Source organism: Streptomyces oceani, assembly GCF_001751245.1.
GTDB lineage: Bacteria > Actinomycetota > Actinomycetes > Streptomycetales > Streptomycetaceae > Streptomyces > Streptomyces oceani.
This window is the reverse complement of sequence record NZ_LJGU01000148.1, coordinates 81,095-103,447: the sequence shown is the minus strand read 5'-3', so window position 1 is coordinate 103,447 and position 22,353 is coordinate 81,095. Positions and strand designations below refer to the sequence as shown.

The window sequence follows — 22,353 nt, the reverse complement described above, 5'->3', positions numbered from 1 at the left end:
GGCGCCGGGCGATTGCGTGTCTTCAGCTCTTCCGCGCCGCTCCGACAGAAGTTCGTGGACCCGCTCGCCGAGCGCTCGATCCTGTGACTGGTGGCGGGGGCCTTCCGCTGAGGAGTCCCCCGCCTCAGTGGTCCTGTTCGCGGATGATTCGGAAAGTCCTGACACCAGGAGACTGCCCAGGCCGAGCGCCCCTACTGCTCCCGCGGTCGCGAAGAGCGTCATTCGCCTGCGTTTCCGCCGTTGGCCGGGCCGGCCAGGACCCGTCGGCGCGGACGAATGCCCCTGTGGGCGGTCGGGTGGCTGTCTACGAGGGGACGCGCTGTCCTGAGACAGGTTGACGGCTGCGTACTGTCGGTCTGGTCCGGCCTCTGTTTCACGTGAAACGGTGGCGTTGTTCAGCGAGCCGGTCTCCTCCCAGGAAGCAGCTGCTGCCTGGTCATCAAGGGAACCGTTCGTGGGAACCGTGGGCCCCGGAATGTTGGCCTCACTCGACAATGCGGTAGAGATGCGGTCGCTGACATCAGCGGGCATGGGGCCGGGTCCGGGCGCCTCGCCGAGAAGGGTGCGGACGCTCTCCAGGGAGGTCAGGACGTCGGCACAGGACTGGCACTCCCCGAGGTGCTCTTCCAGCGCCCCCCTGCCGCTCTCGGCAAGTTGATCCTCCAGGTAGTCCGAGATCTCGTCGACCTCAGGATGCTCGCCGAATCCCGCTGCGGATTGGGTCATGTGTGGGTGCCACCTCCGTCCTTGACCGTGCCTGTCTTTCGCGTATCCGTATCCCCATGTCTCGTCGATGGGACGGATGTCCTCGGGCTGGGGTTCCGTGGGGTGTGGGCATGTGTGGCGCCCGGGCCATCCTCGCCGCTCGGTGACGTGTCCCGACGGGTCCGCGCCGGAGTCTCCGAGCCTTCAGGTCGTAGATGGCTCAGCAGTGGCAGCAGCCGGGCTCGGCCACGAGCGCAACGGCTCTTGATGGTCCCAACAGCCACCCCCAGCATTTCCGCGGCCTCGGAGACCGAGTATCCGTGCATGTCGACCAGTACCAAGGCCGCCCGCTGGTCCGCCGAGAGCTGACCGAGCACGGAGACGAGCTGCCGATGGAGATCCCGTCTCTCAGCCGGAGCGGCAGCCGACTCGTGCGGGTCGATCAGTTGCTCAAGGCGTTCCGTGTCATCGGTGAACGTGGTGCGCCGTGAAGCCGTCTTACGAGCGCGATCCAGACAGGCGTTCACGGTGATCCGGTGGAGCCAGGTGGTGACCGCGGACCGTCCACGGAAGGTGTGGGCAGCACGGTAGGCAGAGACGAGGGCGTCCTGAACCGCGTCGGCCGCTTCATCGCGGTCGCCGAGCGTCCGTACGGCCACGGCCCACAAGCGGTCCCGGTGCCGGCGGACAAGCTCGTTGAACGCGTCCGGGTCGCCGTCGACATGGCGCTCCAAAAGCTCCCGGTCGCTGACTGCGGTGACCTCCCCCGCGGCGGCAGGGGGCTCTCCGTCCGTGGCCACAGGTCGCACCCCTTCTACGCCTATCCCGGGATTCGCTGGTCGCTTCCCACTTAGCCGAATACGTTGACCTCAGTGATCCGGCCACGGTAGTTGCCGTCCTCGGCCAGCGGGAGTTCCGTGAGCCAGACCAGTACAAACCGCGTGGTGACGGGCTTCTTCGTGCGGTAGTTCAGCTTGTCCCCGGTGCTTTCCGTGAGCTTGCGGAAAGCACCGGGGTTACTGGGCGCGGAGGTGGTGTTCTTCGGCGCGGCCCGCACCTCGGCGGATGTCTGTCCTTGGAACCGCACCTGGACCTTGTTGATCGGCTGTGGCTTATCGAGGTCCAGGACCAGGCCGACGCCGGACTTGAGGTTGCCGAAGTCGGACTGACCGTAGTAGTTGCGTGTGTACCAGGACGTTTTCGGATCGTCGTCAATAGCATCGCGGACGGTCTTCGGGTTCTCCGAACCGTCGCCCTGGGGGTCGATGTCCTGAGCATCGACGATCTTGATGGGAGAGCTGCTGATGGGCTCTTGATCGGATTCGTCCTCGGTCTGATTACCGGGAGAGTTGCCTGGGCTGTCGCCCTTGAGCAGCGTGTCGGCGACCTGCCAGCTGCCGAGGCCGAGCGCGATGATGAGCAAGGCCGAGACGCCCCACTTCAGCGTCTTTCCAGTACGCCCGGGCAGCGTCGGAGGTGTGGGTTCGGATGCCGCGGCGGCGTCGGAACCCCCGTGTGGCGTTGGGCCGATCCCCCGGCCACCAGCCTGCGCCCGGCTTGGCTGGGGCGCGACGGGCGACGCGAGGGAGTGCTCCGGGGGACGGATGCGTGGTAGCTCGGCGACTGCTGTGCGGAGTTCCTCCGGAGTGGAACATGACTGGTCGTCCTGTCCACCGGCACTCTCCTCCCGGAGGGCCCGCATCGCCAGTCGTGAGAGCCCGCGATGCACTCCGGCACGCACCTGTTCGGGAGCGATCAGCTGGCCCCCGCTCAGGTTGCCTACTCCGCTGAGACCGTGGGCGCCGTCCGCGTACGGCCAGCGCTGGGTGAGCGCGGCGTACAACAGGGCACCGATGGCTGCCGTATCGGCGCGCTGCGGCCGATCGCTGCTGGTACCGCGAAGTGCCGCACTCACCGCCAGGCTGCGGATGCGGTACTGGCCGGCTCCGGTGCGGAGCACGGAGGACGGATTGATCCGCAGATGGGCCAATCCTTCCCGGTGGGCCGCGGTGAGGGCTTCCGCCAGTTGTCTCACGAGCTGATATGCCTCGTGTGCGGGCAGAGGCGCGGCGGCCAGCAACTCGCTCAACGGGGTGGCGTCGGGAAGCCATTCATGGACGACGTAGACGAGGCCCTCCTCCTCGACGGCGTCCAGGACCTGTACGAACCGGGGATCACCGAGCAGAGCGGCGGAGCGGGCGGCGGCGAGCACGGAGCGTGCTCGTGGGTGGTGAGCGGCGAGTGCGTGCACGCCCACCGCCCGGCGCAGCATCTCGTCGACGGCCCGCCAGCTGCTGAATCCGTCGCGCCGGGTGATGCACTCCTCGAGGCGGTAGCGCTGTGCGAGTTTGTGTCCGCTGTGCAGGTCGGGTGGCTCGGGGAGGACGGTCTCCGGGGAGTGGGGCCGGGGGTTGGTGGCGAGATCTCTGGTGGCGGTCGTTGAGCTGGTATCGGTTTCGTGCTCGGTCTCGGAGGTCGGTGTCTCTGTGGTGGCAGCCGTATCGCTCCCATCACCGTCGTACTGTTCGGTCGCACCGTCGGCCGTGGCCTCGTCCGCCTGTGCGGACTGCGCTTCGTGCTCGCCGCTCGTGCTGGCCACGTCGACGGCAGCTGTGTTCCGTTCCGCCACCGTCGTTCTGCCTCCCCATTCCGTTTGTTCGGCTGATTGCCGGAACCAGCCCGAAACGATTGTCCCTACAGCCGCCGTTATGCACGACACGCAGTGTCGGCGGATGGTTGTGTTCCGCGTCTGCTGTTCATGCTCGTGTCACCTGCCGAGACGAGAACGGACCATGCCGATCATCGCCGTCATTTCCTGGATACGCATTCGCTTGGAGGTCCATACGAAGACCACCGCCAGCACGATTCCTCCGGCCAGCAGCGCGCAGAGGGAGCCGATCATGTCCTGGCCGAGTGCGTGGGTGACCGCGTACGCGGTGGCGCCGGAGGCGAGAGCGGCGGGCAGGCTGGCGCCGCCCAGCCGCGCGTAGGTGCGGACGACACGGGCCCCGTCCAGGTCACCGTCCAGCTTCCGCCGCAGTCGCCGCCACGCCACGCCCACACCGATGACGTACGCGATGCCGTACGAGGCCGCCATGCCGACCACGGCCCAACGGGCCGGCAGGATGAGGTAGCACGCCACCGAGGCGGCGGCGTTGACGGCGGCGACGATGACCGTGTTGTAGAAGGGCGTGCGTGTGTCCTCGTACGCGTAGAAGGCGCGCAGCACGATGTACTGCACCGAGTACGGCACCAGGCCGAGGCCGAAGGCCATCAGCATGTAGCCCATGGTCTCGGCACCCCCGATGCCCCCTGAGCCGTAGATGAAGGTGCACATGGGGATGCCGAGGGCGATGAAGCCGAAGGCGATGGGCACGATGGCGACGCCGGCGTTCCGTAGGCCCTGCGAGATGTCCTCGCGGACGGAACCGGTGTCGCCGTCGTTGGCGGAGCGCGAGAGTCTGGGCAGCAGGGCGGCCATCACGGAGACGGTGATGATGGCGTGCGGCATGGTCCAGATGAGTTGGGCGTTGGAGTACGCGATGTAGTTCGTGCCGAGGTGGCCGTCGTCGATGGCGATCGAGCCGGCCTTCGTGGACAGCTGGGTGACGACGAGGACGCCGGCGTGGTTCGCGAGCACGAACAGCACTGTCCACTTGGCCAGCTTGGCGGCCTTCCCCAAGCCGTGTCCGCGCCAGTCGAAGCGGGGCCGGACGCGGAATCCGGTGGCGCGCAGGTACGGCACCATGGCCAGCGCCTGGGTTACCAGCCCGAGCAGGGTGCCGACTCCCAGCAGCGTTACGCCCTCGGGCGGGACCGTGTCCTCGTTCAGACCGGAGGTGCCCGCGGTGCCGTAGACCCAGAGGAAGAGGCACACGGTGAAGATGATCACGATGTTGTTGAGGACGGGTGTCCACATCATCGCGCCGAACCGGCCGCGGGCGTTCAGGATCTGGCCCATCACGACATGGATGCCCATGAAGAAGATGGAGGGCAGGCAGAAGCGGACGAAGGTGACCGCGATGTCGTCGGCCTCCTTGTCGGTCGCGATCTCTACCGACATCATGCGCACCAGCAGTGGCGCAGCCACCACCGCCAGCACGGCGAGACCGCCGAGGATGACCGCGACCAGTGTGAGAAGGCGGTTGGCATACGCTTCGCCGCCGTCCTCGTCCTCCTTCATCGCCCGGACCAACTGGGGGACGAAGACCGAGTTGAGGCCGCCGCCGACGGTGAGGATATAGATCATCGTTGGCAGCGTGATGGCGAGCTGGTAGCTGTCACCGAGGAGCGTCGCACCCAGTGCGACGAGCACGAGGGCGGAGCGTACGAAGCCGGTGAGCCGGGAGACCATGGTGCCCGCGGCCATCAGAGTGCTGGACTTCAGCAGGCCGGATGCCTTCCCACCGGACTGCTGATCAGCGGGACCGTCGGCGGGTTCGCCGGTCGCGGGAGGTTGGGGCGGTCCCGGGTGCTGAGGTGCGGAGTACCGGTGACCAGGCTGCCGGATCTGCTGGGTCTGTTGGCTTTGCTGTGGCGCGTAATGCTGCTGCGGATGGGCGTACTGCTGCTGTCCGGGGTGCCCGCCGGCGGGGACTTGCCCCTGGGCATGGCCCTGCCAGTACTGCTGGTGCGGGTGAGGAACCTGGGCGTGTTGCGGATACTGATCACGGAACAGGTGGGCGAAGGCGTCCTGCGCATCCGGTTTCGAGCCCATAGGGGGGCCGCCGGAGGGCGCGGCTCCGGAGCCTGGTCCCGGCACGTCCGGGGAGGCAGGCGCGGAGTGCCGTTGCTGCCACCAGGGCGCCTGAGTGAGCAGGTCGTCGACGCCGGTGAACTGCACAGTCGCCGGATCATCACCGTACGGGAAATACTGTGAGGTGCGCTCGGGCTGCGGCATCGGCTCGGGGGCCCAGGAGCGCGGGTCGGCTGCGTGGGAACTGGGCGGCTGCTGAGCCTGGTGGTGCGGGTGTTGCCCGTAGGGGTCTTGGCTGTACTGGTTGTACTGGCCGTGAGCCCCCTGTGCGTACGGATCGTGCTGGGCGGCTGCCTGGTGGTGTTGTGCTGAATGCCCGTAATGCGGTCCCTGAGGGTAACGACTCTGGTGGTGCGGGTGTTGCCCGTAGGGGTCTTGGCTGTACTGGTTGTACTGGCCGTGAGCCCCCTGAGCGTACGGATCGTGCTGGGCGGCTGGCTGGTCCCCGTAGGGATCGGGGGGGTACCGGCTGGCGTCCGAACCATGCGGCGTGTAGTACTGCTGATACGGTGCGTACTGGTCTGGGTGCTGCTCAGGGGCGCGGGGATCGGAGGCGCGCGGGTCCTGCCCCCGGCGATCGTGGGCGTGGGTGTCTTCCGGCGGCGGGGAGCCGCCATGGGGCCTGTGGCTGCGATCACCGTCGTACGGTGCGTTCATCTACCTACCCCTGCCCCTGTTCGGCCGGCTGACTCAACGCTCCACTTTCTCACCCGTGTCCTGCGGCCCGCTGCTTTCCGCTGCGGTGTCCGAGCCCCGCTCACCCGCCTGCTCCGGGCGGCCGGAACCATCGGCCGCTACCACCTGGGCTGTCGAGTCCGAGCCCTCCACCTCGGCTTCCGGTGCCGATCCCCGGCGCGCGGTCGCGGCTGGGCCTGACGCCCTTTCCGACTGTGACGCATCCGGAGGCCCTTCCCGCTCCACCTCGGTTGTGTCATGCGTCGCACGCCCAGCAGAGGCGGGGCCTTCCCGCCGCCCAGAGGCCTCTGACTCCTCCGGGCTTTCGACGTCCGCCGTACCCGTCCCTTCCGGGCTGTCGGAGTCGTCCGACCCGTCGTCCTCACCGTCGGCTCCGTCCGGCCCTTCCGCGCCACCGCCCGAGGGACCCGCACCGGGCGGACCCGACGTACCGGCTGGACTGTCGTTGCCATCCGGGTCCGATACGGTCGCGCCCCTTCGCTTGCGCTGGGTGTACATACGGACGCCGGCCAGCACGACGAGCAGCACCCCACCGGCGATTACCAGCAGCACTGTCGACGTGATCGACGTGACCTTCACCTGGAACGTCATGGGCGGGCCGTACGGCTTGCCGTCCTTCGTGTACAGCTGAGCGGTGACCGTGGTGCGACCGTTGGCCTTGGCCGTGGTGTCGAACTTGACGGACTGGCTGTGCCCGCCGTCCACGACCACCGCCTGGGTCTCCCCGACCTCCAGACCGATGCTCCTGCTGGACTCGAGCCGCAGGACCAGGCCGTCCACGCCCTGCACGAGGTTGTTCTGCACCGTCACCGGAATCGTGGCGCTGCGTCCGGACAGGGTGAGGTCGGACTTCTGAATCAGGTGTACCTCGCGGGTCAGCCCGAGCAGGTAGTCCTGCACCGACTCCCGGAACCGCGCTGCCTGCTCGGCTTCGCCCCGCCAGGAGTTGGAGACCTCGCGCTCTATGGCATTGCCGAAGGGTGCGACGACCCGGTCCTCGCGGGAGAGGATCTCGCTGAAGTTGTCCAGCGTGTGCTGCGTCTTCTGCACCTGCTCGAACGCCTCGGTCGGCAGTTCGTGCTCACGCAGCGCCGCCGGATACGCGCCGGGGCCGGGGAGCGTACGTCGGGCCGACGGGTCTGGTTCGGCCTTGGCGGCGTCCGAGAGGCTCGTGCCCACGGTCCAGCCTCCGTCCGTGTCCAGGGCGGCCAGCGCCTCGGCCATGGCTCGTGCCTGCGAGACCGTCGGCTGACGCTGTGGTGCCACGACAATGCTGCGCTGCTTATTGGGCACCTGCTGTGTGATCGACAGGGTCTCCGCCAGGAAGCGCTGCACGGCCTGGGTGGACTTGCCGGCGCGAGTCAGGTCCCCGTCGAAGGCCGTTGACAGCCGGTGGTCGGCCACCACCGCGGTCGTACCGCCACCGACGGGCCGTGCGGCGGTCGGGGTGTACGGGATGCGGCCCCGCTCGCCCATGCTGTCACTGCGCGCGATGACATTGGAGGCGCCGGCGGAGGTGGCGACGCCCACCACGGACGGGTCCACGGCTCCCTCGACCGGCCAGGCGAAGTCCGTGTTGGGTTTGGTGTGCAGGATGGCCTGGACGGTTTTCCGGGCCAGCTCGGTGGCGGGACGCAGCCGTCCGAGGGCGCCTGGCACCTGCTTGCCCTGGTGCGCGAGCGAGGCCAGATCCGGGTCGGCGAAGGGCAGGGCGACGATCTCCTCCCCGTCGACTGCCTCCTGGAGGTCGTTCAGCCACTGCTTGGCGTTTGCCTGTGCCTTGCCCGGTTCCGTACGGCCGTCCTCCGTACGCACCTCGTAGGGCTGCGTCATGGCCTCGACACTGGCCAACAGATCCGGATCGATGACCCAGGTGATCGGCAGTTCGGCACCCAGGGCCACCAACTGCTGCAACCTGCCACCGGGGGCGATCGCCTGCTCGAGGTCGTCGTTCCGGAAGACCGAGGTCTGCTGCTCGTTCGACTCGGTACGGGCGGTGAGGTGGGAGGAGGAGATCAGCGGCCACATGTAGGTCAGCTGGGTCCTCTCCTGGGGCGCGGAGGTTTGCCAGGGCAGGAAGCTCCGTTGGGACCCGAGGACGTGGGCGTACGGTTTGGCCCTGGTCTGGCCGGTGAGGGTCACGGCCAGGGGATAGACGCCGTTCTCGTCGAGAGCGAGTTCGTCTGCGGGGATCTTGAGCGTGAAGGATCGGGTGACCCCCGGAGCCAGGCTTTCGAGCTTCGTGCTCTGGCCCTTGGCCGGGGTCGCTCCCCCTCCGGTGAGTGGTCCGTTCGAGCCGCTCGTCTCCTCTATGGCGCTGCGGCTGTTCATGGCGGGGCCCAGCTGTACGCCGACCCGGCTGTCCGAGACCGCCCGGTTGCCGGTGTTGGTGGCGGAGCCGGCGATCGTGACGGTGTCGCCGGGCCGGGGCACGGCCGGATCGAGATTGTCGACCGAGATGTCGACCGGACGGGCGGAACGGGTCGAGGGGGCGGTGGGCGCGCTCTGACTCGCCGGAGTAACCCGTTCCGCGGAAGCCTGCCGTACGGACGCCGGGGAATCCGCCGCATGCGAGGCCCGGGCCGGTTGGTCGGCGCTCCCCGGGGCGGACCGCGAGGGGTCGAGTCCCGTCGCCTGACTCGTCGGCGCGGCGCTCGCGAGCAAGATGCTCAGCAAGGGCAGGATCGTGAGCAAAGCGACCGCCGCGCGTCGCAGCGTGCCGCGAAGGGGAGCGGTCGGAGTGCCCCGCATCTCTGCCGCTTCGGCCACGCTTGTCCGTCCCGTCGTTCAGTCGTGGGTGTCTGGTCGTCCGGACCTCTGATGGTAACGATCGCTTGGCGAGTGAAGTGCCGTGGCTTCCGCATCCTGTCATGATCCACGGGGGACGGCGGCATCGAAGAGGGCGCTCGACGTACCCTGTGCTGCTGTGCCGAATGCCATGGATGACCACCAGCAGACCGAACAGTCGCCGCCCCCCGCGGCCCAGGAGCTGAACGAGGTGCAGCACCGTGCGGTGAACGAACTGTTGCGGGTGTCCCCCGTGGCCGACGACCTGGCCAGCCGGTTCCAGCGGGCGGGGCACAGCCTGGCCTTGGTGGGTGGCTCAGTGCGGGACGCCTTGCTGGGCCGGCTGGGCAACGACCTGGACTTCACTACCGACGCTCGCCCCGAGGAGATCCTGGCGCTCGTACGCCCCTGGGCGGACGCGGTCTGGGATGTGGGCATCGCGTTCGGCACGGTGGGCTGCAAGAAGTACGTTCCGGGACCGGAGCAGGGCAGTGAGGCTCCGGAGGCCGCGGTTCCCCGTGGCTCGGAAGGGGGCACTGACAGGCAGTGCTTCGACATCGAGATCACGACCTACCGTTCGGAGGCGTACGACCGTACGTCCCGTAAGCCCGAGGTTTCCTACGGTGCCGTGATCCAGGATGATCTCGTGCGGCGGGATTTCACGGTTAACGCGATGGCGGTGGCGCTTCCGGAGAAGGTCTTCATCGACCCCCATGGTGGCTTGAACGACCTCTCGGAGCGGGTGCTCCGTACGCCTGGTACGCCCGAAGCGTCGTTCTCCGATGATCCGCTTCGCATGCTGCGTGCGGCTCGTTTCGCCGCCCAACTGGACTTCGAGGTCGCGGGTGACGTGGTCGCCGCCATGCAGGCCATGGCCGAACGCATCGAAATCGTCTCCGCGGAGAGGGTCCGCGACGAGTTCAGTAAGTTGATCTTGGCATCGCGGCCACGCAAGGGTCTGCGACTGCTGGTCGACACCGGGTTGGCGCAGCGGACGGTGCCGGAGGTGCCCGCCTTGCGGTTGGAACGGGACGAGCATCACCGGCACAAGGACGTTTACGAGCACTCGCTCATCGTGCTGGAGCAGGCCATCGACCTGGAAGAGGACGGTCCGGACCTGACGCTGCGGCTGGCCGCGCTTCTGCACGATATTGGCAAGCCGCGCACGCGACGTTTCGAGAGTGACGGTCGGGTTTCCTTTCACCATCACGAAGTGGTGGGGGCAAAAATGGCGCGGAAGCGGATGACAGCCCTGAAGTACTCCAACGAGCTGGTGAAGGACGTCTCTCGGCTGGTCGAGCTGCATTTGCGCTTCCATGGCTACGGCACGGGCGAATGGACCGACTCAGCCGTCCGCCGGTACGTACGGGATGCGGGGCAACTGCTGCCCAGGCTGCACAAGCTCACACGCTCGGACTGCACGACCCGGAACAAGCGCAAGGCCGCCGCGTTGTCCCGGGCGTATGACGGACTGGAGGAGCGGATCGCGCGTCTTCAGGAGCAGGAGGAACTGGAGGCCATTCGGCCGGATCTCAACGGCAACGAGATCATGGAGGTGCTGGGTGTGCCGCCGGGGCCGGTTGTGGGCAGGGCCTACCGGCAGTTGCTTGAACTGCGACTGGAGAAGGGGCCCATGGAGCGGCACGAGGCTGTGGCCGCGCTCAAGGAGTGGTGGGCCAACCAGCAGGGGTGACACGTCCGCGCATGGTGGATGTGTCGGACTGCTGCGGCGGTTGTGGGTCGTGACGCATGTGCGAAGAAAGCTGGGTGGTGTTTCACGTGAAACACCACCCAGCTTCGCGTCTCGGTTACGTCAGCTGCCGCTGCCCCTGTGAGGCGTCAGGCAGAGGGTGAACGTGGTGTCGCCGTTCTTGGTTTCGGAGTACTGCGCGTACTTCTCGCGGTTGCACTGGAAGTCACCGTCGTGCTTCTCGGCTACCTTGAACTCCGCTTTGGACGAGGTGCAGTCGACCACCTCGACGTCGGGCTGGATGTCCGTACCGTTGTTGATCACGCAGTCACCCTGGGCCGCCGTGTCCGCATCGTCTTGCCCGTCGATGACGCTCCAGGTGACTACCGCGCCGATGCCCAGGACGATGACCATGCCTATGATCGTGAGCGCCTTGAACACGCTCCTGGCCCCGCCACGCTGGGGCGGTGGAGGAGGCATCGGGCCTCCGCCACCGTACGGGTTCTGGCCCTGCGGCTGATGCCCGTAGGGCGGTTGGCCCGGCCCTGGCTGCTGCGGCTGGCCGTAGGGATTCTGGCCGGGAGGCGGCTGCTGGCCGTACGGGTTCTGGGGAGGCGGGTAACTCATCGGGGAGAGATCTTTCTGTGCTGGGACATGGATCGTTTGTCTTCCAGGGGACAGGGGTAAGTTACCCAGTCGCTCTGACATTGCCGAGCCCCAACCGAGAAGCTGTGGCGGCGATGTGACAGTTGGGACAGTCACGTTGCGGACGAAGACCGCCTAAAACGAGCCATTGTGAGCGCCACTGCCGCGTAGATCGCAGCGACGGTGAGCACCAGTGCGCTTGATCGCCCGTCAGCGGGCAGCATCAGAGCCGCTACGCCGGCGGCACCTACGAAGGCGATGTTGAACAACATGTCGTAGAGCGCGAACACTCGGCCGCGATAGTCGTCGTCCACGGAGGACTGGACGACGGTGTCGGTAGTGATCTTCGACCCCTGGGTGACCAGCCCGAGTACGAAGGCGGCCACCATCATGGGGGCAGGAGCGAACGGCAGCCCGAGGGCGGGTTCGAGTATGGCGGCGGCAGCCGCACAGATCGTGATCCAGCCCAACTGGCCCGTCCTGGAGACGACCCAAGGCGTGATGATCGCGGCGGCGAGAAAGCCGACCGCGGAGATCGCGAGGGCGAGGCCGAGCCACTTGAGGCCGCCGTCTTCGCCTTCGGGTGTGGGCGTGCCCGACGGGTCGCTTCCAGTGTCGCCGGCTCCCCCGGCGCCGTCGGCCCAGGCGTAGCGGCAGAGCATGAGCACGGTGACGGTCAGCGCTCCGTAGCAGAAGCGCATGAGCGTCATGGCTGTCAGCGTACGGGCAGCGAGCGGCCGTTCGGCGAGATGGCGCAGCCCGGCAGCCAGGCCACGGACAGTGCTCAGAAGCGTGGCTCGCACGCGGGCGGGGGAGGTCTGAGTTGGCTCGGGGCCCAACAGATCCCGTGACATGCGGAGGGACGCGATGCCGGCCAGCAGGTAGACCAGGGCTCCGACCACCACGATGAGGGCGTCTCCGGCGCTGCTGGAAGGCGCGAGGAGACGCACCACGAAGGCGACCGCGCCACCGGCTGAGGCGGCGACGGTGCCGGCGGTGGGCGAGAGGGCGTTGGCCGTGACGAGTTGTTCATTGTCCACGACCCTGGGTAGGGCGGCGGAGAGGCCGGCGAGGATGAAGCGATTGACCGCGGTGACCGAGAGGGCGGAGAGGTAGAACAGCCAAGTGGGTACGGCGTTGATGATCAGAAGGGCAGTGCCGGCTGCCAGTACGGCCCGCAACAGGTTGCCGAACAGCAGCACCTGACGTCGTCGCCAGCGATCGAGGAGCACGCCAGCGAAGGGGCCAAGGAGCGAGTACGGCAGCAAGAGTACGGCCATGGCGCCAGCGATGGCGCCCGGAGAGGTCTCGTTTTCCGGGGAGAACACGACATACGTGGCGAGCGCGACCTGGTATATCCCGTCCGCGTGCTGGGAGAGCAGCCGTACAGCGAGCAGTCGTCGGAAGTTGGGAAGGCGTAGGAGCGTGCGGAGGACCTCCGTGAGTGGCACGCGCGCAGTCTCAGCTGGTGCCTGTTTCACGTGAAACGCGCCCTGGGGCGCGCTTTCCGGAGTCCGGTGTGTGACGGATTGATCCTCGCTGCTCATTGAGGCCGCCCCGCACCCCAGTGCACCTTGGGTTCCGTCGAGGAGGTCGATGCTGTGAGTGAGGAATGCCGGCGGAGGACGAACCTGTCCGGGATCCCGTCGAGCGGGCCGCCAGCCGGATCGTCCGCGCCGCTGCTGCGCACCACGTCGTGCTCGGGCAGCAGGATGTCGCGGATCACCACGGCGCTCAGGTACAGCGTCCCGAGCAGGTGTACGAGGATGATGACCTGATAACCCTCCGGCGGTAGTCCTTGATGCTTGTCTCCGCTGCCCGTGTAGGCGAGGTACATCCAGATACCGACGAAGTACATGACCTCGCAGGCCTGCCAGATGAGGAAGTCACGCCACTTGGGTCGGGCCAGGACCGCCAGCGGGATGAGCCAGAGGACGTACTGCGGGGAGTACACCTTGTTGGTGAGCACGAAAAGGGCCAGGACGAGAAACGCGAGCTGCGGGAAGCGCGGTCGTCGGGGAGCGGTCAGGGTCAGAGCGGCGATCGCCGAACAGCCCAGCAGCATCAGGATCATGGCGTAGTTGTTGACGTCGGTGCTCTCCAGGGGGAGATCCGTACGTTGGGAGAGGATCAGCCAGATTGAGCCGAAGTCGACGGGACGCTCCTGACTGAAGGAGTAGAATTTCAACCAGCCGTCCCAAGCACCGATCATGACCGGGACATTGACGCAGCTCCAGGAGAGTGCCGCGCCACCCAGCGCGGTGCCGAACGCCCGCCAGCGACCCCCTCGCCAGCACAGCACCAGCAGTGGTCCCAACAGGAAGAGCGGATAGAGCTTCGCCGCGGTGGCGAGTCCCAACAGCACGCCGGTGGCCAGGGGCCGACTGCGGGACCACATGAGCATCGCGACCGCTGTCAGGGCGACAGCCAGCAGATCCCAGTTGATGGTCGCGGTGAGCGCGTAGGCGGGAGCGAGCGCGAGCAACAGCGCGTCCCAGGGACGGAAGCGGTGTGTACGACTCACCGCCACTGTCGCCACCACCGCGCAGATCATCAGCATGGCGGCGTTGATCATCCAGTAAATCTGCTCGCGCTCCACGATGTCGCCGCCACCGGGAGTCATCCAGCTGGCCACCGTCATGAACAGGCCGGTCAGTACCGGGTACTCGAGATACTCCATGCCACCGGAGACCTCATCGGGGATGCGCTCGAAGTACGGCATGATGCCGTCGGCGAAGCCGCGACCGTTGTAGAGATGGGGGATGTCGGAATAACAGGCGCGGACGTACTGGCTGGTCTGGCCGGAGAACCACGCGCCGTCGTAGCACGGCAGCTTCTGCACCATGCCCAACGCGAACATCCCGAGCGCCAACAGCACGATCACCCGCAGCGGGTTCCACCAGCCCGCGCTGCCGGCGCGCCGCCCGTGCGGGCCGCCGATCACCTCGCTGCCCGCGGCGGCCACCTCATCCTCCTGGGTAGGCCGCACGCTCGCCTGCTCGTCGGTACGCACGCTCGTCATGGGGCACATCCTGCCGTACGAAGGACCCCGCCGGTCTGGCCGGCGGGGTCTTCCCAGGGGTACAGGCGTGTGTCCCGCCGAGAGTCCGGCGGGACACGGCGGTCATTCCCGCCTGGCTTCCGCGTTGGGTCCGGCGAAGATCCCACCGTCGGCGTCCCCGCCGCCGTCCGGTTGCCCCGGGCCGCCGGTCTGGCCGCCGTCCGGCTGTCCTGGACCGCCGGTCTGGCCGCCGTCCGGTTGCCCCGGACCGCCGTTCTGGCCGCCGTCCTCCTCACCGCCGCCGGGACCACCGATCGGCCAGCTGTCGCTCGGTGACGGATCTGGGACGGAGGGTGAATCGCTCGGCTCGGAAGGCTTGTCGGACGGACTCTTGGTCGGTGAGGGCTCGTCGGACGGGGTCGGTGTGGGCGTCGGCGAGGGGTCCGGACAGTGGCTGCACACCTTCTCACCGATCGGAGACGGCTCGGGGAAGCTCTTCACCGGGTCGCCCTTCGTCGCTCCCTGCATGTACTCCGTCCACACCTCGGCGGGGAAGGAGGCACCGTGGATCTTCTCCCGGCCCGCGGTGCCGTACATGGACAGGAACTCCGGGCTCTCGATCTGGTCGTTCAGCCGCCACATGCCGATGGCGGTGGACAACTGACGGGTGTAGCCGGCGAACCAGGCGTGCTTGTTGTCGTCCGTCGTGCCCGTCTTGCCGGCGACGGGGCGCTGCAGCACGCCGGCCGCCTTCCCCGTCCCCTTCTCGTCCTCGACGACGGCCTCCAGCATGTTCGTCACGGTGTCCGCGACGTTCGCGTCGAAGTTGCGCTCCGTCTGCTTCTCGTGCGCGTACTCGACCTTGCCGTTGTCCTTCACCTTGCTGACCGAGTACGGCTCGGCCTGCACGCCGCTCTCCGCGAAGGTGGCGTATCCCGTGGCCATCCGGATCGCGCTCGGAGCCGAGGTACCCAGTGAGAAGGTCGGCGTGAGGCTCGCCAGACTCTCCTCGTTGACTCCCGCGTCCAGCGTCGCGTCCCGAACCTGATCCAGGCCGACGTCCATGCCCAGCTGGATGAACGGGGTGTTGGCGGAGACGATCATGGCTTCGCGGAGGCTGATCTTCCCGTAGTCCTTGTCACCCTCGTTCTTCTGGTGCCACTCGTCGTTCTCCTTGTTGAGCCAGGTGTCGCCGTCGTACTCCAGCAGCTTCACCCTGTTGTCGCCGTTGTAGACGCTCTTGGGCGATACCGGGGTGCGCAGGTCGGGGCCCTGTTCCTCCGGGCCCTCCGGGTCGCGCACGCCGTCGCGCAGCGCCGCCGCCATGACATACGGCTTGAAGGTGGAGCCGACCGAAGCACCGGTGTAGTCGGCGTTGTTGGTGTAGTGCGTCACCGCGCTCTCACCGCCGTAGATAGCCACGATCGCGCCGTCACCCGGCCGCACGGAGGCCCCGCCGAACTGCACGTGCTTGTCCTTCTCGCGCTCCTTCGGCTTGAGGTTCTCCTCCTTCACCTTCTTCACGGTGTCCTCGAGGGCCATCGTCTTCTTCTTGTTGAAGGTGGTGTAGATCTGGTAGCCGCCGGTGTTCAGCTCCCGCTCGGTGATCCCGCTGTCCGGGTTGCTGATGACGTCACTGTTGGCGAGGTTGACCAGATAGCCGATCTGTCCCTTGAGGTTGGTGGACTTCTCCGGCTCGTTGGGCATCGGGAACCCGTCGATCTTGTCGCGCTTCGCCTTCGACAGCCGGCCCGTCTCGACCTCGCGGTCCAGGATCCAGGCCCAGCGGGTCTCGGCCCGCTCGCGGTTCTTCTTCGGCTGCTGCGCCGGACCGCCACCCTCGCCGCCGTGCGGGTCGTAGAGGTTGGGGCCGTTCAACACGGAGGCAAGGAAGGCGCTTTGGCTTTCGCTGAGGTCGGCGGCGTCCTTGTCGTAGTACGCCTGCGCGGCGGCCTGGATGCCGTACGCGCCGCGCCCGTAGTAGGCGGTGTTGAGGTAGCCCTCGAGAATCTTGTCCTTTTCCTCGTTCGCGCCCACCTTTATGGAGATGAGCAGTTCCTTCGCCTTACGGGACAGCGTCTGCGACTGGTCGAGGTAGAGGTTCTTGACGTACTGCTGGGTGATCGTGGAGCCGGACTGGGTGTCGCCGCCGGTCGCCATGTTGAACACGGCTCGGCCGATGCCCATCACGTCGATGCCCGGGTCCTCGTAGAACGACTCGTTCTCCGCGGAGATGACGGCGTCCTGCATCGAGCTGTCGATCCTCTTCAGCGGGACCGTCTGACGGTTCTGGTCACCACCGCCCGCGGTGACCATGCGCTCGCCGTTCGCCCAGTAGTAGACGTTCTTCTGGGAGGTGGCCGCCTCGTTCGGGTTCGGGATGTCGACCATCGCGTACGCGATGCCGACCAGCCCCATCATCAGTCCGGCGAAGGTGACGAACATCCCCAGCCACTGCTTCCAGGACGGCAACCAGCGCCGGGCACCGTGCCGGTCCGAGCGCGGGTAGTCGATGAAGCGCTTCTTGGCTCGCGCCTGGGCGCGGCCACGCGCCGCCGCTCGTCCTCCCGCGGCCGCTCCGGCCGCCGCGCTGGCGTTCGCCGCGCGCCGTCGCCCCCCGCCGCCCTGGGGCTCCGAAGCCCGGCGTGCCGCGGCGCGACCGCCCGAACTCGGCCCGTGCGAGCTGGTGGTGGCTTCCCGGGGCGGTGCCGCGCGGCGGCCGGATGGCGGCTGCGCCGCCCGCCGGCCACGCCCCTGCGGCTGCTTTCGACGGTGCTCGCTCATTGGAAACAGCTACTCCTCGGGCAGGCGGCACGCGCTCGCCTGACGGCGGCAGTTGACTTCTGGTCCCCCCGGAGAACGCTCCTCAGCCCACTGCCTCGAAGCGCACAGCACCCAGGACGAGGACGCGTAACCGCGCCCCACAGTTCCCGGCCGTTGGTCTGCACAGCGACAGACTACGCAGCCACTCAACTTCGTTTTCCGAAGATTCGCCTCATTCGGTGCAAGCTGCCGCCAGGAAATGCGGATGTGACCCCCTTCACCATGAGCCCCGCCGGCAGCGCCTTGCCGCAGGAGCCATGGCGTTCTATCGTCGAGATGTATCGCGGCGATACATCGAGTCGTTATTTCGGCTCGAAACCTCGCCGCTCATCCAGCAGCAGCCGGAATCGCCGGCGCGGCACGTCGGGAGGTGGGACGGGGCATGAGCAGACGCTCCGGCATCCTCGAGTTCGCCGTCCTCGGGCTGCTCAGGGAGTCCCCGATGCACGGGTACGAGCTGCGGAAACGGCTCAACACCTCGTTGGGCGTGTTCCGGGCCTTCAGTTACGGCTCGCTCTACCCGTGCCTCAAGGCACTGGTCCAACAGGGCCGGTTGATCGAGGAACCGGGGAACACGTCCGAGGACGCCGTACCTCTCTCCGGACGCCGGGGGCGGATCGTCTACCGGCTCACGGCCGAGGGCAAGGAACACTTCGAGGAGCTGCTCGCCCAGACCGGTCCGGACGCTTGGGAGGACGAGCACTTCGGCATCCGTTTCGCGTTCTTCGGTCAGACCTCCAGGGACGTACGGGTCCGGGTGCTCGAGGGGCGCCGCAGCCGCCTCGAGGAACGGCTCGCGAAGATGCGCGCCTCGCTGTCCCGTACCCGTGAGCGACTGGATGACTACACCCTCGAGCTGCAGCGCCACGGCATGGAGTCCGTGGAGCGGGAGGTTCGCTGGCTCACCGAACTGATCGAGAGCGAGCGGGCCGGGCGCGACCGGCGCACGGACGCACCGGAAGAGCGCCAGTCGGAAGAGACGGGCGGGCAGCCCCGGCACCAGGGTGGCAACCCGCCGGACCCGTCCGAAGAGACCACCTGAGGCCTCGCACTGGGCGAGGCTCATCGATCACACAGGGAGCAACCGGAATGGGTTCGGTTCGCGTAGCCATTGTCGGCGTGGGCAACTGCGCCGCCTCGCTGGTACAGGGCGTCGAGTACTACAAGGACGCCGACCCGGACAGCAGGGTTCCCGGGCTGATGCACGTCCAGTTCGGCGACTACCACGTGCGCGACATCGAGTTCGTCGCCGCTTTCGACGTGGACGCCAAGAAGGTCGGCCTGGACCTGGCGGACGCCATCGGCGCCAGCGAGAACAACACCATCAAGATCTGCGACGTGCCGCGCACCGAGGTGCGGGTGCAGCGCGGTCACACGTACGACGGGCTGGGCCGCTACTACCGCGAGACCATCGAGGAGTCGGCTGACGAGCCGGTCGACATGGTCAAGGCGCTGAAGGACGCTCAGGTGGACGTCCTCGTGTGCTATCTCCCGGTCGGCTCCCAGACGGCCGTCGAGTACTACGCCCAGGTCGCTGTGGACGCGAAGGTCGCGTTCGTCAACGCGCTGCCGGTGTTCATCGCCGGTACGAAGGAATGGGCCGACAAGTTCACGGAGGCCGGCGTCCCGATCGTCGGCGACGACATCAAGTCCCAGGTCGGGGCGACCATCACGCACCGGGTGATGGCCAAGCTCTTCGAGGACCGGGGCGTGATCCTGGACCGTACGATGCAGCTGAACGTCGGCGGCAACATGGACTTCAAGAACATGCTCGAGCGGGAGCGCCTGGAGTCCAAGAAGATCTCCAAGACCCAGGCGGTCACCTCCCAGATCCCCGACAGGGAGCTGGGGGCGGACAACGTGCACATCGGTCCGTCCGACTTCGTCGCCTGGCTGGACGACCGCAAGTGGGCGTATGTCCGGCTGGAGGGCCGGGCGTTCGGCGACGTCCCGCTCAACCTCGAGTACAAGCTGGAGGTCTGGGACTCGCCGAACTCCGCGGGCGTCATCATCGACGCCTTGCGCGCCGCGAAGATCGCCAAGGACCGGGGCGTGGGCGGGCCCGTGCTCTCCGCGTCCTCCTACTTCATGAAGTCGCCGCCGGTGCAGTACTTCGACGACGAGGCGCGGGCGAGCGTGGAGGCGTTCATCGAGGGCTCGGCCGAGCGCTGAGCCTGTCTCTGCGTCCCGGGTCCCAGCGCCCGGAGCTGCGGCCGGAAAGCGATGTTCCGGCAAGCGAAGTGCCCGTCGGCCACCCGCACGCGCGGGCGGCCGACGGGCACTTCAGCGTCGAGCCGTGGAGCGTGCGTCAGCGGTCGACGGTACGGTCCACCGTCGTCGTGGTGTGCCGCAGGCTGGCCACCAACTCCTCGCCGACCTTCGGTTCGGGTGCGTCGTCCGGCACGAACAGGATCGAGACCTGCATGTGCGGCGGTTCCGCGAACCAGCGCTGCTTGCCCCCCCACACGAACGGCGAGAGGTTCCGGTTCACCGTCGCCAGACTGGCGCGCGCCACGCCCTTCGCGCGTGAGGACATGCCGTGCAGCGCCTTCGGTGCCTCCAGGCCCACCCCGTGCGAGGTGCCGCCTGCGACGACCGCCAGCCAGCCCTCGCCGGCCGCCTTCTGCTGCCGGTATCCGAACCGGTCGCCCTTGCTCACCCGGGTCACGTCCAGCACCGCGCCGCGGTACTCCGTCGCCGCGTGGTCCCCGAGCCACAGGTGGGTGCCGACCCGTGCCCGGAAGCGCGTCTGCGGGAACTGCTGCTGGAGTCGGGCGAACTCCTCCGGGCTGAGGTGGCTGACGAACATCGTGTCCAGCGGCAGCCGAGCCGTCCGCAACCGGTCCATCCAGCCGATCACCTCGTCCACCGCGTCCGTGCCGTCCTGCCGGTCCAGCGGCAAGTGGATGGCGAAGCCCTCCAGCCGGACCTCGTCGATCGCCGCGTGCAACTGGCTCAGATCGGCCTCCGTGACGCCGTGCCGCCGCATGCTGCTCATCACCTCGATGACGACCCGGGCGCCCCGCATCAGTCCGACGCCCTCCACCGAGGACACCGAGCGGATCACCCGGTCCGGCAGCGGCACGGGCTCCTCATCCCGGCGGTACGGCGTGAGCACGAGCAGGTCGCCGCCGAACCAGTCCTTCGTACGGGCGGCCTCGTAGGTGGTGCCGACGGCCAGCACATCCGAGCCGAAGCGGGTGACCTCCTCGGCGAGCCGCTGATGGCCGAAGCCGTAGCCGTTTCCCTTGCAGACCGGGACGATTCCGGGGAACTGTTGGATCACCGCCTGCTGGTGCGCCCGCCAGCGATCGGTGTCGACGTAGAGGGTGAGCGCCATGTCGGGTCCGGGACCTTTCTCTCAGGGGTTCGCGGAGGGGACGGTACGCCATCGGCGAGCAGCGGGGACGGGAGCAGGCCACGGGCCGGAGGCGGGCGTGGTCCGTAGCCACCTGTGCCGTCGGCACGGGCGGCAGCGGGGAGGAGGGGGAGCCCGGTCGGCCGGCGGGTCGCTCAGCGCCGATTCATGTACATGTCCAGCGCCTTGTGCAGAAGCTTGTTGAGCGGGAAGTCCCACTCGCCCAGGTACTCCGCGGCTTCTCCGCCGGTTCCCACCTTGAACTGGATCAGCCCGAAGAGGTGGTCCGACTCGTCGAGCGAGTCGCTGATGCCGCGCAGGTCGTACACCTTCGCCCCGAGCGCGTGCGCGTCCTGCAGCATCCGCCACTGCATCGCGTTCGAGGGGCGTACCTCACGCTTGTGGTTGGCGGAGGCGCCGTAGGAGTACCACACGTGCCCACCGACGATCAGCATCGTCGCCGCGGCGACCGCCTCCCCCTCGTGGCACGCGAAGTAGAGCCGCATCCGGCCCGGGTCCTCGGCGTTGAGCGTGCGCCACATTCGCTGGAAGTACGCCAGCGGGCGGGGCCGGAAGTGGTCGCGCTCCGCGGTGATCTCGTACAACCGCTGCCACTCTGCCAGGTCGTCGTACCCGCCCTGGACCACCTCGACGCCGGCCTTGTCCGCCTTCTTGATGTTGCGCCGCCACAGCTGGTTGAAGCTCTTCTGCACCTCTTCCAGGGTGCGGTCGGCCAGCGGCACCTGGAAGACGTAGCGCGGTTGCACGTCCCCGAAGCCGGCGCCACCGTCCTCGCCCTGCTGCCACCCCATGCGCCGCAGTTGGTCCGCGACCTCGAAGGCGCGTGGCTCGATCTGGGTCGCCTCAACGTCCCGCAGCCGCTTCACGTCCGGATCCTGGATGCCGCGCTTGATCGCCGCGGAGTCCCAGCGCCGGATGACCACCGGCGGGCCCATCTTCACCGAGAACGCGCCCCGTTCCTTGAGGTGCGCCAACATGGGCTTGATCCAGTCCTCCAGGTTCGGAGCCTGCCAGTTGATCACCGGGCCCTCCGGCAGGTACGCGAGATAGCGTTTGACCTTGGGGAGTTGGCGGTACAACACCATCCCGACGCCGACCAGCTGTCCCGAGCTGTCGAACCAGCCCAGGTTCTCCGGGCGCCACTCGTTCTTCACATCCGCCCATGCCGGCACCTGGCAGTGGCTGGCCGACGGCAGGCTCTGGATGTACGCCAGATGCTGCTCGCGGCTGATGGTCCTCAGGGACAGACTCATTCGGGACGCTCCTCCGGCGACGGGCGGAACCCCAGGCGCGGTTCTGGGGTGAGGCTCGCCGGAGAGCCTACTTCGCGACGGGACCCGGCATGTGGCGTAGGGCGGCGGGAGGCGCGGACACGCGGGTGTGGGGCGTGGCCCGTACGCCGCCCTCGGGGACCGGTCGGCCCTTGTCGGGTCTGTCCGCCCGGCCACCCCAACGCCCCGGGGAGCGTTGGGAGTCGACCAGCGGGTCAGCCGAGGAGACCGCCGAACAACCCGCCGTACGCCATGCCCAGGAACAACCCGAGAGCAGCCGCCCCCAGCCCGATGACCAGGGGGAAACGCTCCGCGGTCGTCTCGGAGACGAACTGCCCCCAGGCGCCGGTGAGTACCCCGGCCAGGCCGGACCAGGACGCGAGCAGGTGCAGGTCCGCCGCGCCTTGGTAGGTGCTGAGACCGGTGGCGAGGGCGAGCACGCCCAGCAGCACGGTGGCGACCACGAGGGCGTTCTGTACGGGATGCGCCTTGCCGTCGGTGTTGAGGCGGGAGAGCGGTCCAGTGCGCTGCTGCCCGGTTGCCTGTGCCATGGGGCCACCTCCGTAGCTCGGGGAGCGGCGCCCGGTATGACGCCGGTCA

At 67.9% G+C, this 22,353-nt stretch carries 14 protein-coding genes and 1 pseudogene; 4 read left to right on the top strand and 11 right to left on the bottom strand.

What is annotated here, in order from left to right; translation table 11 throughout:
* Window positions 1-722: 722 nt before the first annotated feature.
* The 3 genes and pseudogenes from sigM to murJ all read right to left on the bottom strand — a co-directional run.
* Entirely contained in the window at window positions 723-1,505 is a 783-nt protein-coding gene (gene sigM, locus AN216_RS27465) for an RNA polymerase sigma factor SigM (RefSeq protein ID WP_079166848.1), read from the bottom strand.
* A gap of 50 nt (window positions 1,506-1,555) precedes the next feature.
* The gene (locus AN216_RS22200) at window positions 1,556-3,334 is read right to left on the bottom strand and encodes a protein kinase family protein (RefSeq protein WP_070198478.1); all 1,779 of its coding nucleotides are present in this window, start codon (window positions 3,332-3,334) and stop codon (window positions 1,556-1,558) included.
* A 138-nt stretch (window positions 3,335-3,472) separates the two neighbouring features.
* Window positions 3,473-5,596: pseudogene (gene murJ, locus AN216_RS30415) on the bottom strand (murein biosynthesis integral membrane protein MurJ); the annotation flags it as partial.
* Between the two features lie 42 nt (window positions 5,597-5,638).
* On the opposite strand from murJ, the gene AN216_RS30740 reads away from it, so the two are divergent.
* Entirely contained in the window at window positions 5,639-5,773 is a 135-nt protein-coding gene (locus AN216_RS30740) for a hypothetical protein (RefSeq protein WP_275522464.1), read from the top strand.
* Between the two features lie 378 nt (window positions 5,774-6,151).
* Here the strand turns inward: AN216_RS30740 and AN216_RS22190 are convergent, their stop codons facing one another.
* Window positions 6,152-8,908 (bottom strand): DUF6049 family protein, encoded by a 2,757-nt coding sequence (locus tag AN216_RS22190; protein ID WP_070198477.1) that lies wholly within the window; start codon window positions 8,906-8,908, stop codon window positions 6,152-6,154.
* 175 nt (window positions 8,909-9,083) lie between these two features.
* Here AN216_RS22190 and AN216_RS22185 point away from each other — a divergent pair, with 175 nt between their 5' ends.
* Window positions 9,084-10,637: a CCA tRNA nucleotidyltransferase gene (locus AN216_RS22185; protein ID WP_420855788.1), complete on the top strand. Its 1,554-nt coding sequence runs from the start codon at window positions 9,084-9,086 to the stop codon at window positions 10,635-10,637.
* A gap of 120 nt (window positions 10,638-10,757) precedes the next feature.
* Here AN216_RS22185 and AN216_RS22180 read toward each other — a convergent pair whose 3' ends face one another.
* From AN216_RS22180 to AN216_RS22165, 4 genes are all read right to left on the bottom strand, one after another.
* Complete coding sequence (locus tag AN216_RS22180) at window positions 10,758-11,114, bottom strand: LppU/SCO3897 family protein (RefSeq protein WP_244502589.1); 357 nt, start codon at window positions 11,112-11,114, stop codon at window positions 10,758-10,760.
* Between the two features lie 278 nt (window positions 11,115-11,392).
* A complete protein-coding gene (locus AN216_RS22175; RefSeq protein ID WP_070198474.1) occupies window positions 11,393-12,730 on the bottom strand; it encodes an MFS transporter in 1,338 nt (445 codons plus the stop codon).
* 92 nt (window positions 12,731-12,822) lie between these two features.
* Window positions 12,823-14,301: a glycosyltransferase family 87 protein gene (locus tag AN216_RS22170; RefSeq protein ID WP_107402063.1), complete on the bottom strand. Its 1,479-nt coding sequence runs from the start codon at window positions 14,299-14,301 to the stop codon at window positions 12,823-12,825.
* A 102-nt stretch (window positions 14,302-14,403) separates the two neighbouring features.
* On the bottom strand, window positions 14,404-17,064 hold the full coding sequence (locus tag AN216_RS22165; RefSeq protein ID WP_070198472.1) for a transglycosylase domain-containing protein: 2,661 nt from the start codon (window positions 17,062-17,064) through the stop codon (window positions 14,404-14,406).
* Between the two features lie 421 nt (window positions 17,065-17,485).
* Between AN216_RS22165 and AN216_RS22160 the strand changes: the two genes are divergently transcribed.
* Together AN216_RS22160 and AN216_RS22155 are read left to right on the top strand one after the other, a co-directional pair.
* Window positions 17,486-18,145: a PadR family transcriptional regulator gene (locus AN216_RS22160; RefSeq protein ID WP_070198471.1), complete on the top strand. Its 660-nt coding sequence runs from the start codon at window positions 17,486-17,488 to the stop codon at window positions 18,143-18,145.
* Between the two features lie 47 nt (window positions 18,146-18,192).
* On the top strand, window positions 18,193-19,275 hold the full coding sequence (locus tag AN216_RS22155) for an inositol-3-phosphate synthase (protein WP_070198470.1): 1,083 nt from the start codon (window positions 18,193-18,195) through the stop codon (window positions 19,273-19,275).
* Window positions 19,276-19,411: 136 nt separating this feature from the next.
* Here AN216_RS22155 and AN216_RS22150 read toward each other — a convergent pair whose 3' ends face one another.
* The 3 genes from AN216_RS22150 to AN216_RS22140 form a co-directional block, all read right to left on the bottom strand.
* The gene (locus AN216_RS22150; RefSeq protein ID WP_070198469.1) at window positions 19,412-20,443 is read right to left on the bottom strand and encodes an alanine racemase; all 1,032 of its coding nucleotides are present in this window, start codon (window positions 20,441-20,443) and stop codon (window positions 19,412-19,414) included.
* A gap of 173 nt (window positions 20,444-20,616) precedes the next feature.
* On the bottom strand, window positions 20,617-21,735 hold the full coding sequence (locus AN216_RS22145) for a lipid II:glycine glycyltransferase FemX (protein WP_070198468.1): 1,119 nt from the start codon (window positions 21,733-21,735) through the stop codon (window positions 20,617-20,619).
* 233 nt (window positions 21,736-21,968) lie between these two features.
* Window positions 21,969-22,304 (bottom strand): hypothetical protein, encoded by a 336-nt coding sequence (locus tag AN216_RS22140; protein WP_070198467.1) that lies wholly within the window; start codon window positions 22,302-22,304, stop codon window positions 21,969-21,971.
* Between the last annotated feature and the right edge of the window lie 49 nt (window positions 22,305-22,353).

Excerpts from the sequence above, each read along its gene's own strand:
- AN216_RS22190 (WP_070198477.1), bottom strand. The coding sequence starts at position 8,908 with ATGCGGGGCACTCCGACCGCTCCCCTTCGCGGCACGCTGCGACGCGCG.
- AN216_RS22180 (WP_244502589.1), bottom strand. The coding sequence starts at position 11,114 with ATGCCTCCTCCACCGCCCCAGCGTGGCGGGGCCAGGAGCGTGTTCAAG.
- AN216_RS22170 (WP_107402063.1), bottom strand. The coding sequence starts at position 14,301 with ATGACGAGCGTGCGTACCGACGAGCAGGCGAGCGTGCGGCCTACCCAG.
- AN216_RS22165 (WP_070198472.1), bottom strand. The coding sequence starts at position 17,064 with ATGAGCGAGCACCGTCGAAAGCAGCCGCAGGGGCGTGGCCGGCGGGCG.
- AN216_RS22160 (WP_070198471.1), top strand. The coding sequence starts at position 17,486 with ATGAGCAGACGCTCCGGCATCCTCGAGTTCGCCGTCCTCGGGCTGCTC.
- AN216_RS22155 (WP_070198470.1), top strand. The coding sequence starts at position 18,193 with ATGGGTTCGGTTCGCGTAGCCATTGTCGGCGTGGGCAACTGCGCCGCC.
- AN216_RS22150 (WP_070198469.1), bottom strand. The coding sequence starts at position 20,443 with ATGGCGCTCACCCTCTACGTCGACACCGATCGCTGGCGGGCGCACCAG.
- AN216_RS22145 (WP_070198468.1), bottom strand. The coding sequence starts at position 21,735 with ATGAGTCTGTCCCTGAGGACCATCAGCCGCGAGCAGCATCTGGCGTAC.
- AN216_RS22140 (WP_070198467.1), bottom strand. The coding sequence starts at position 22,304 with ATGGCACAGGCAACCGGGCAGCAGCGCACTGGACCGCTCTCCCGCCTC.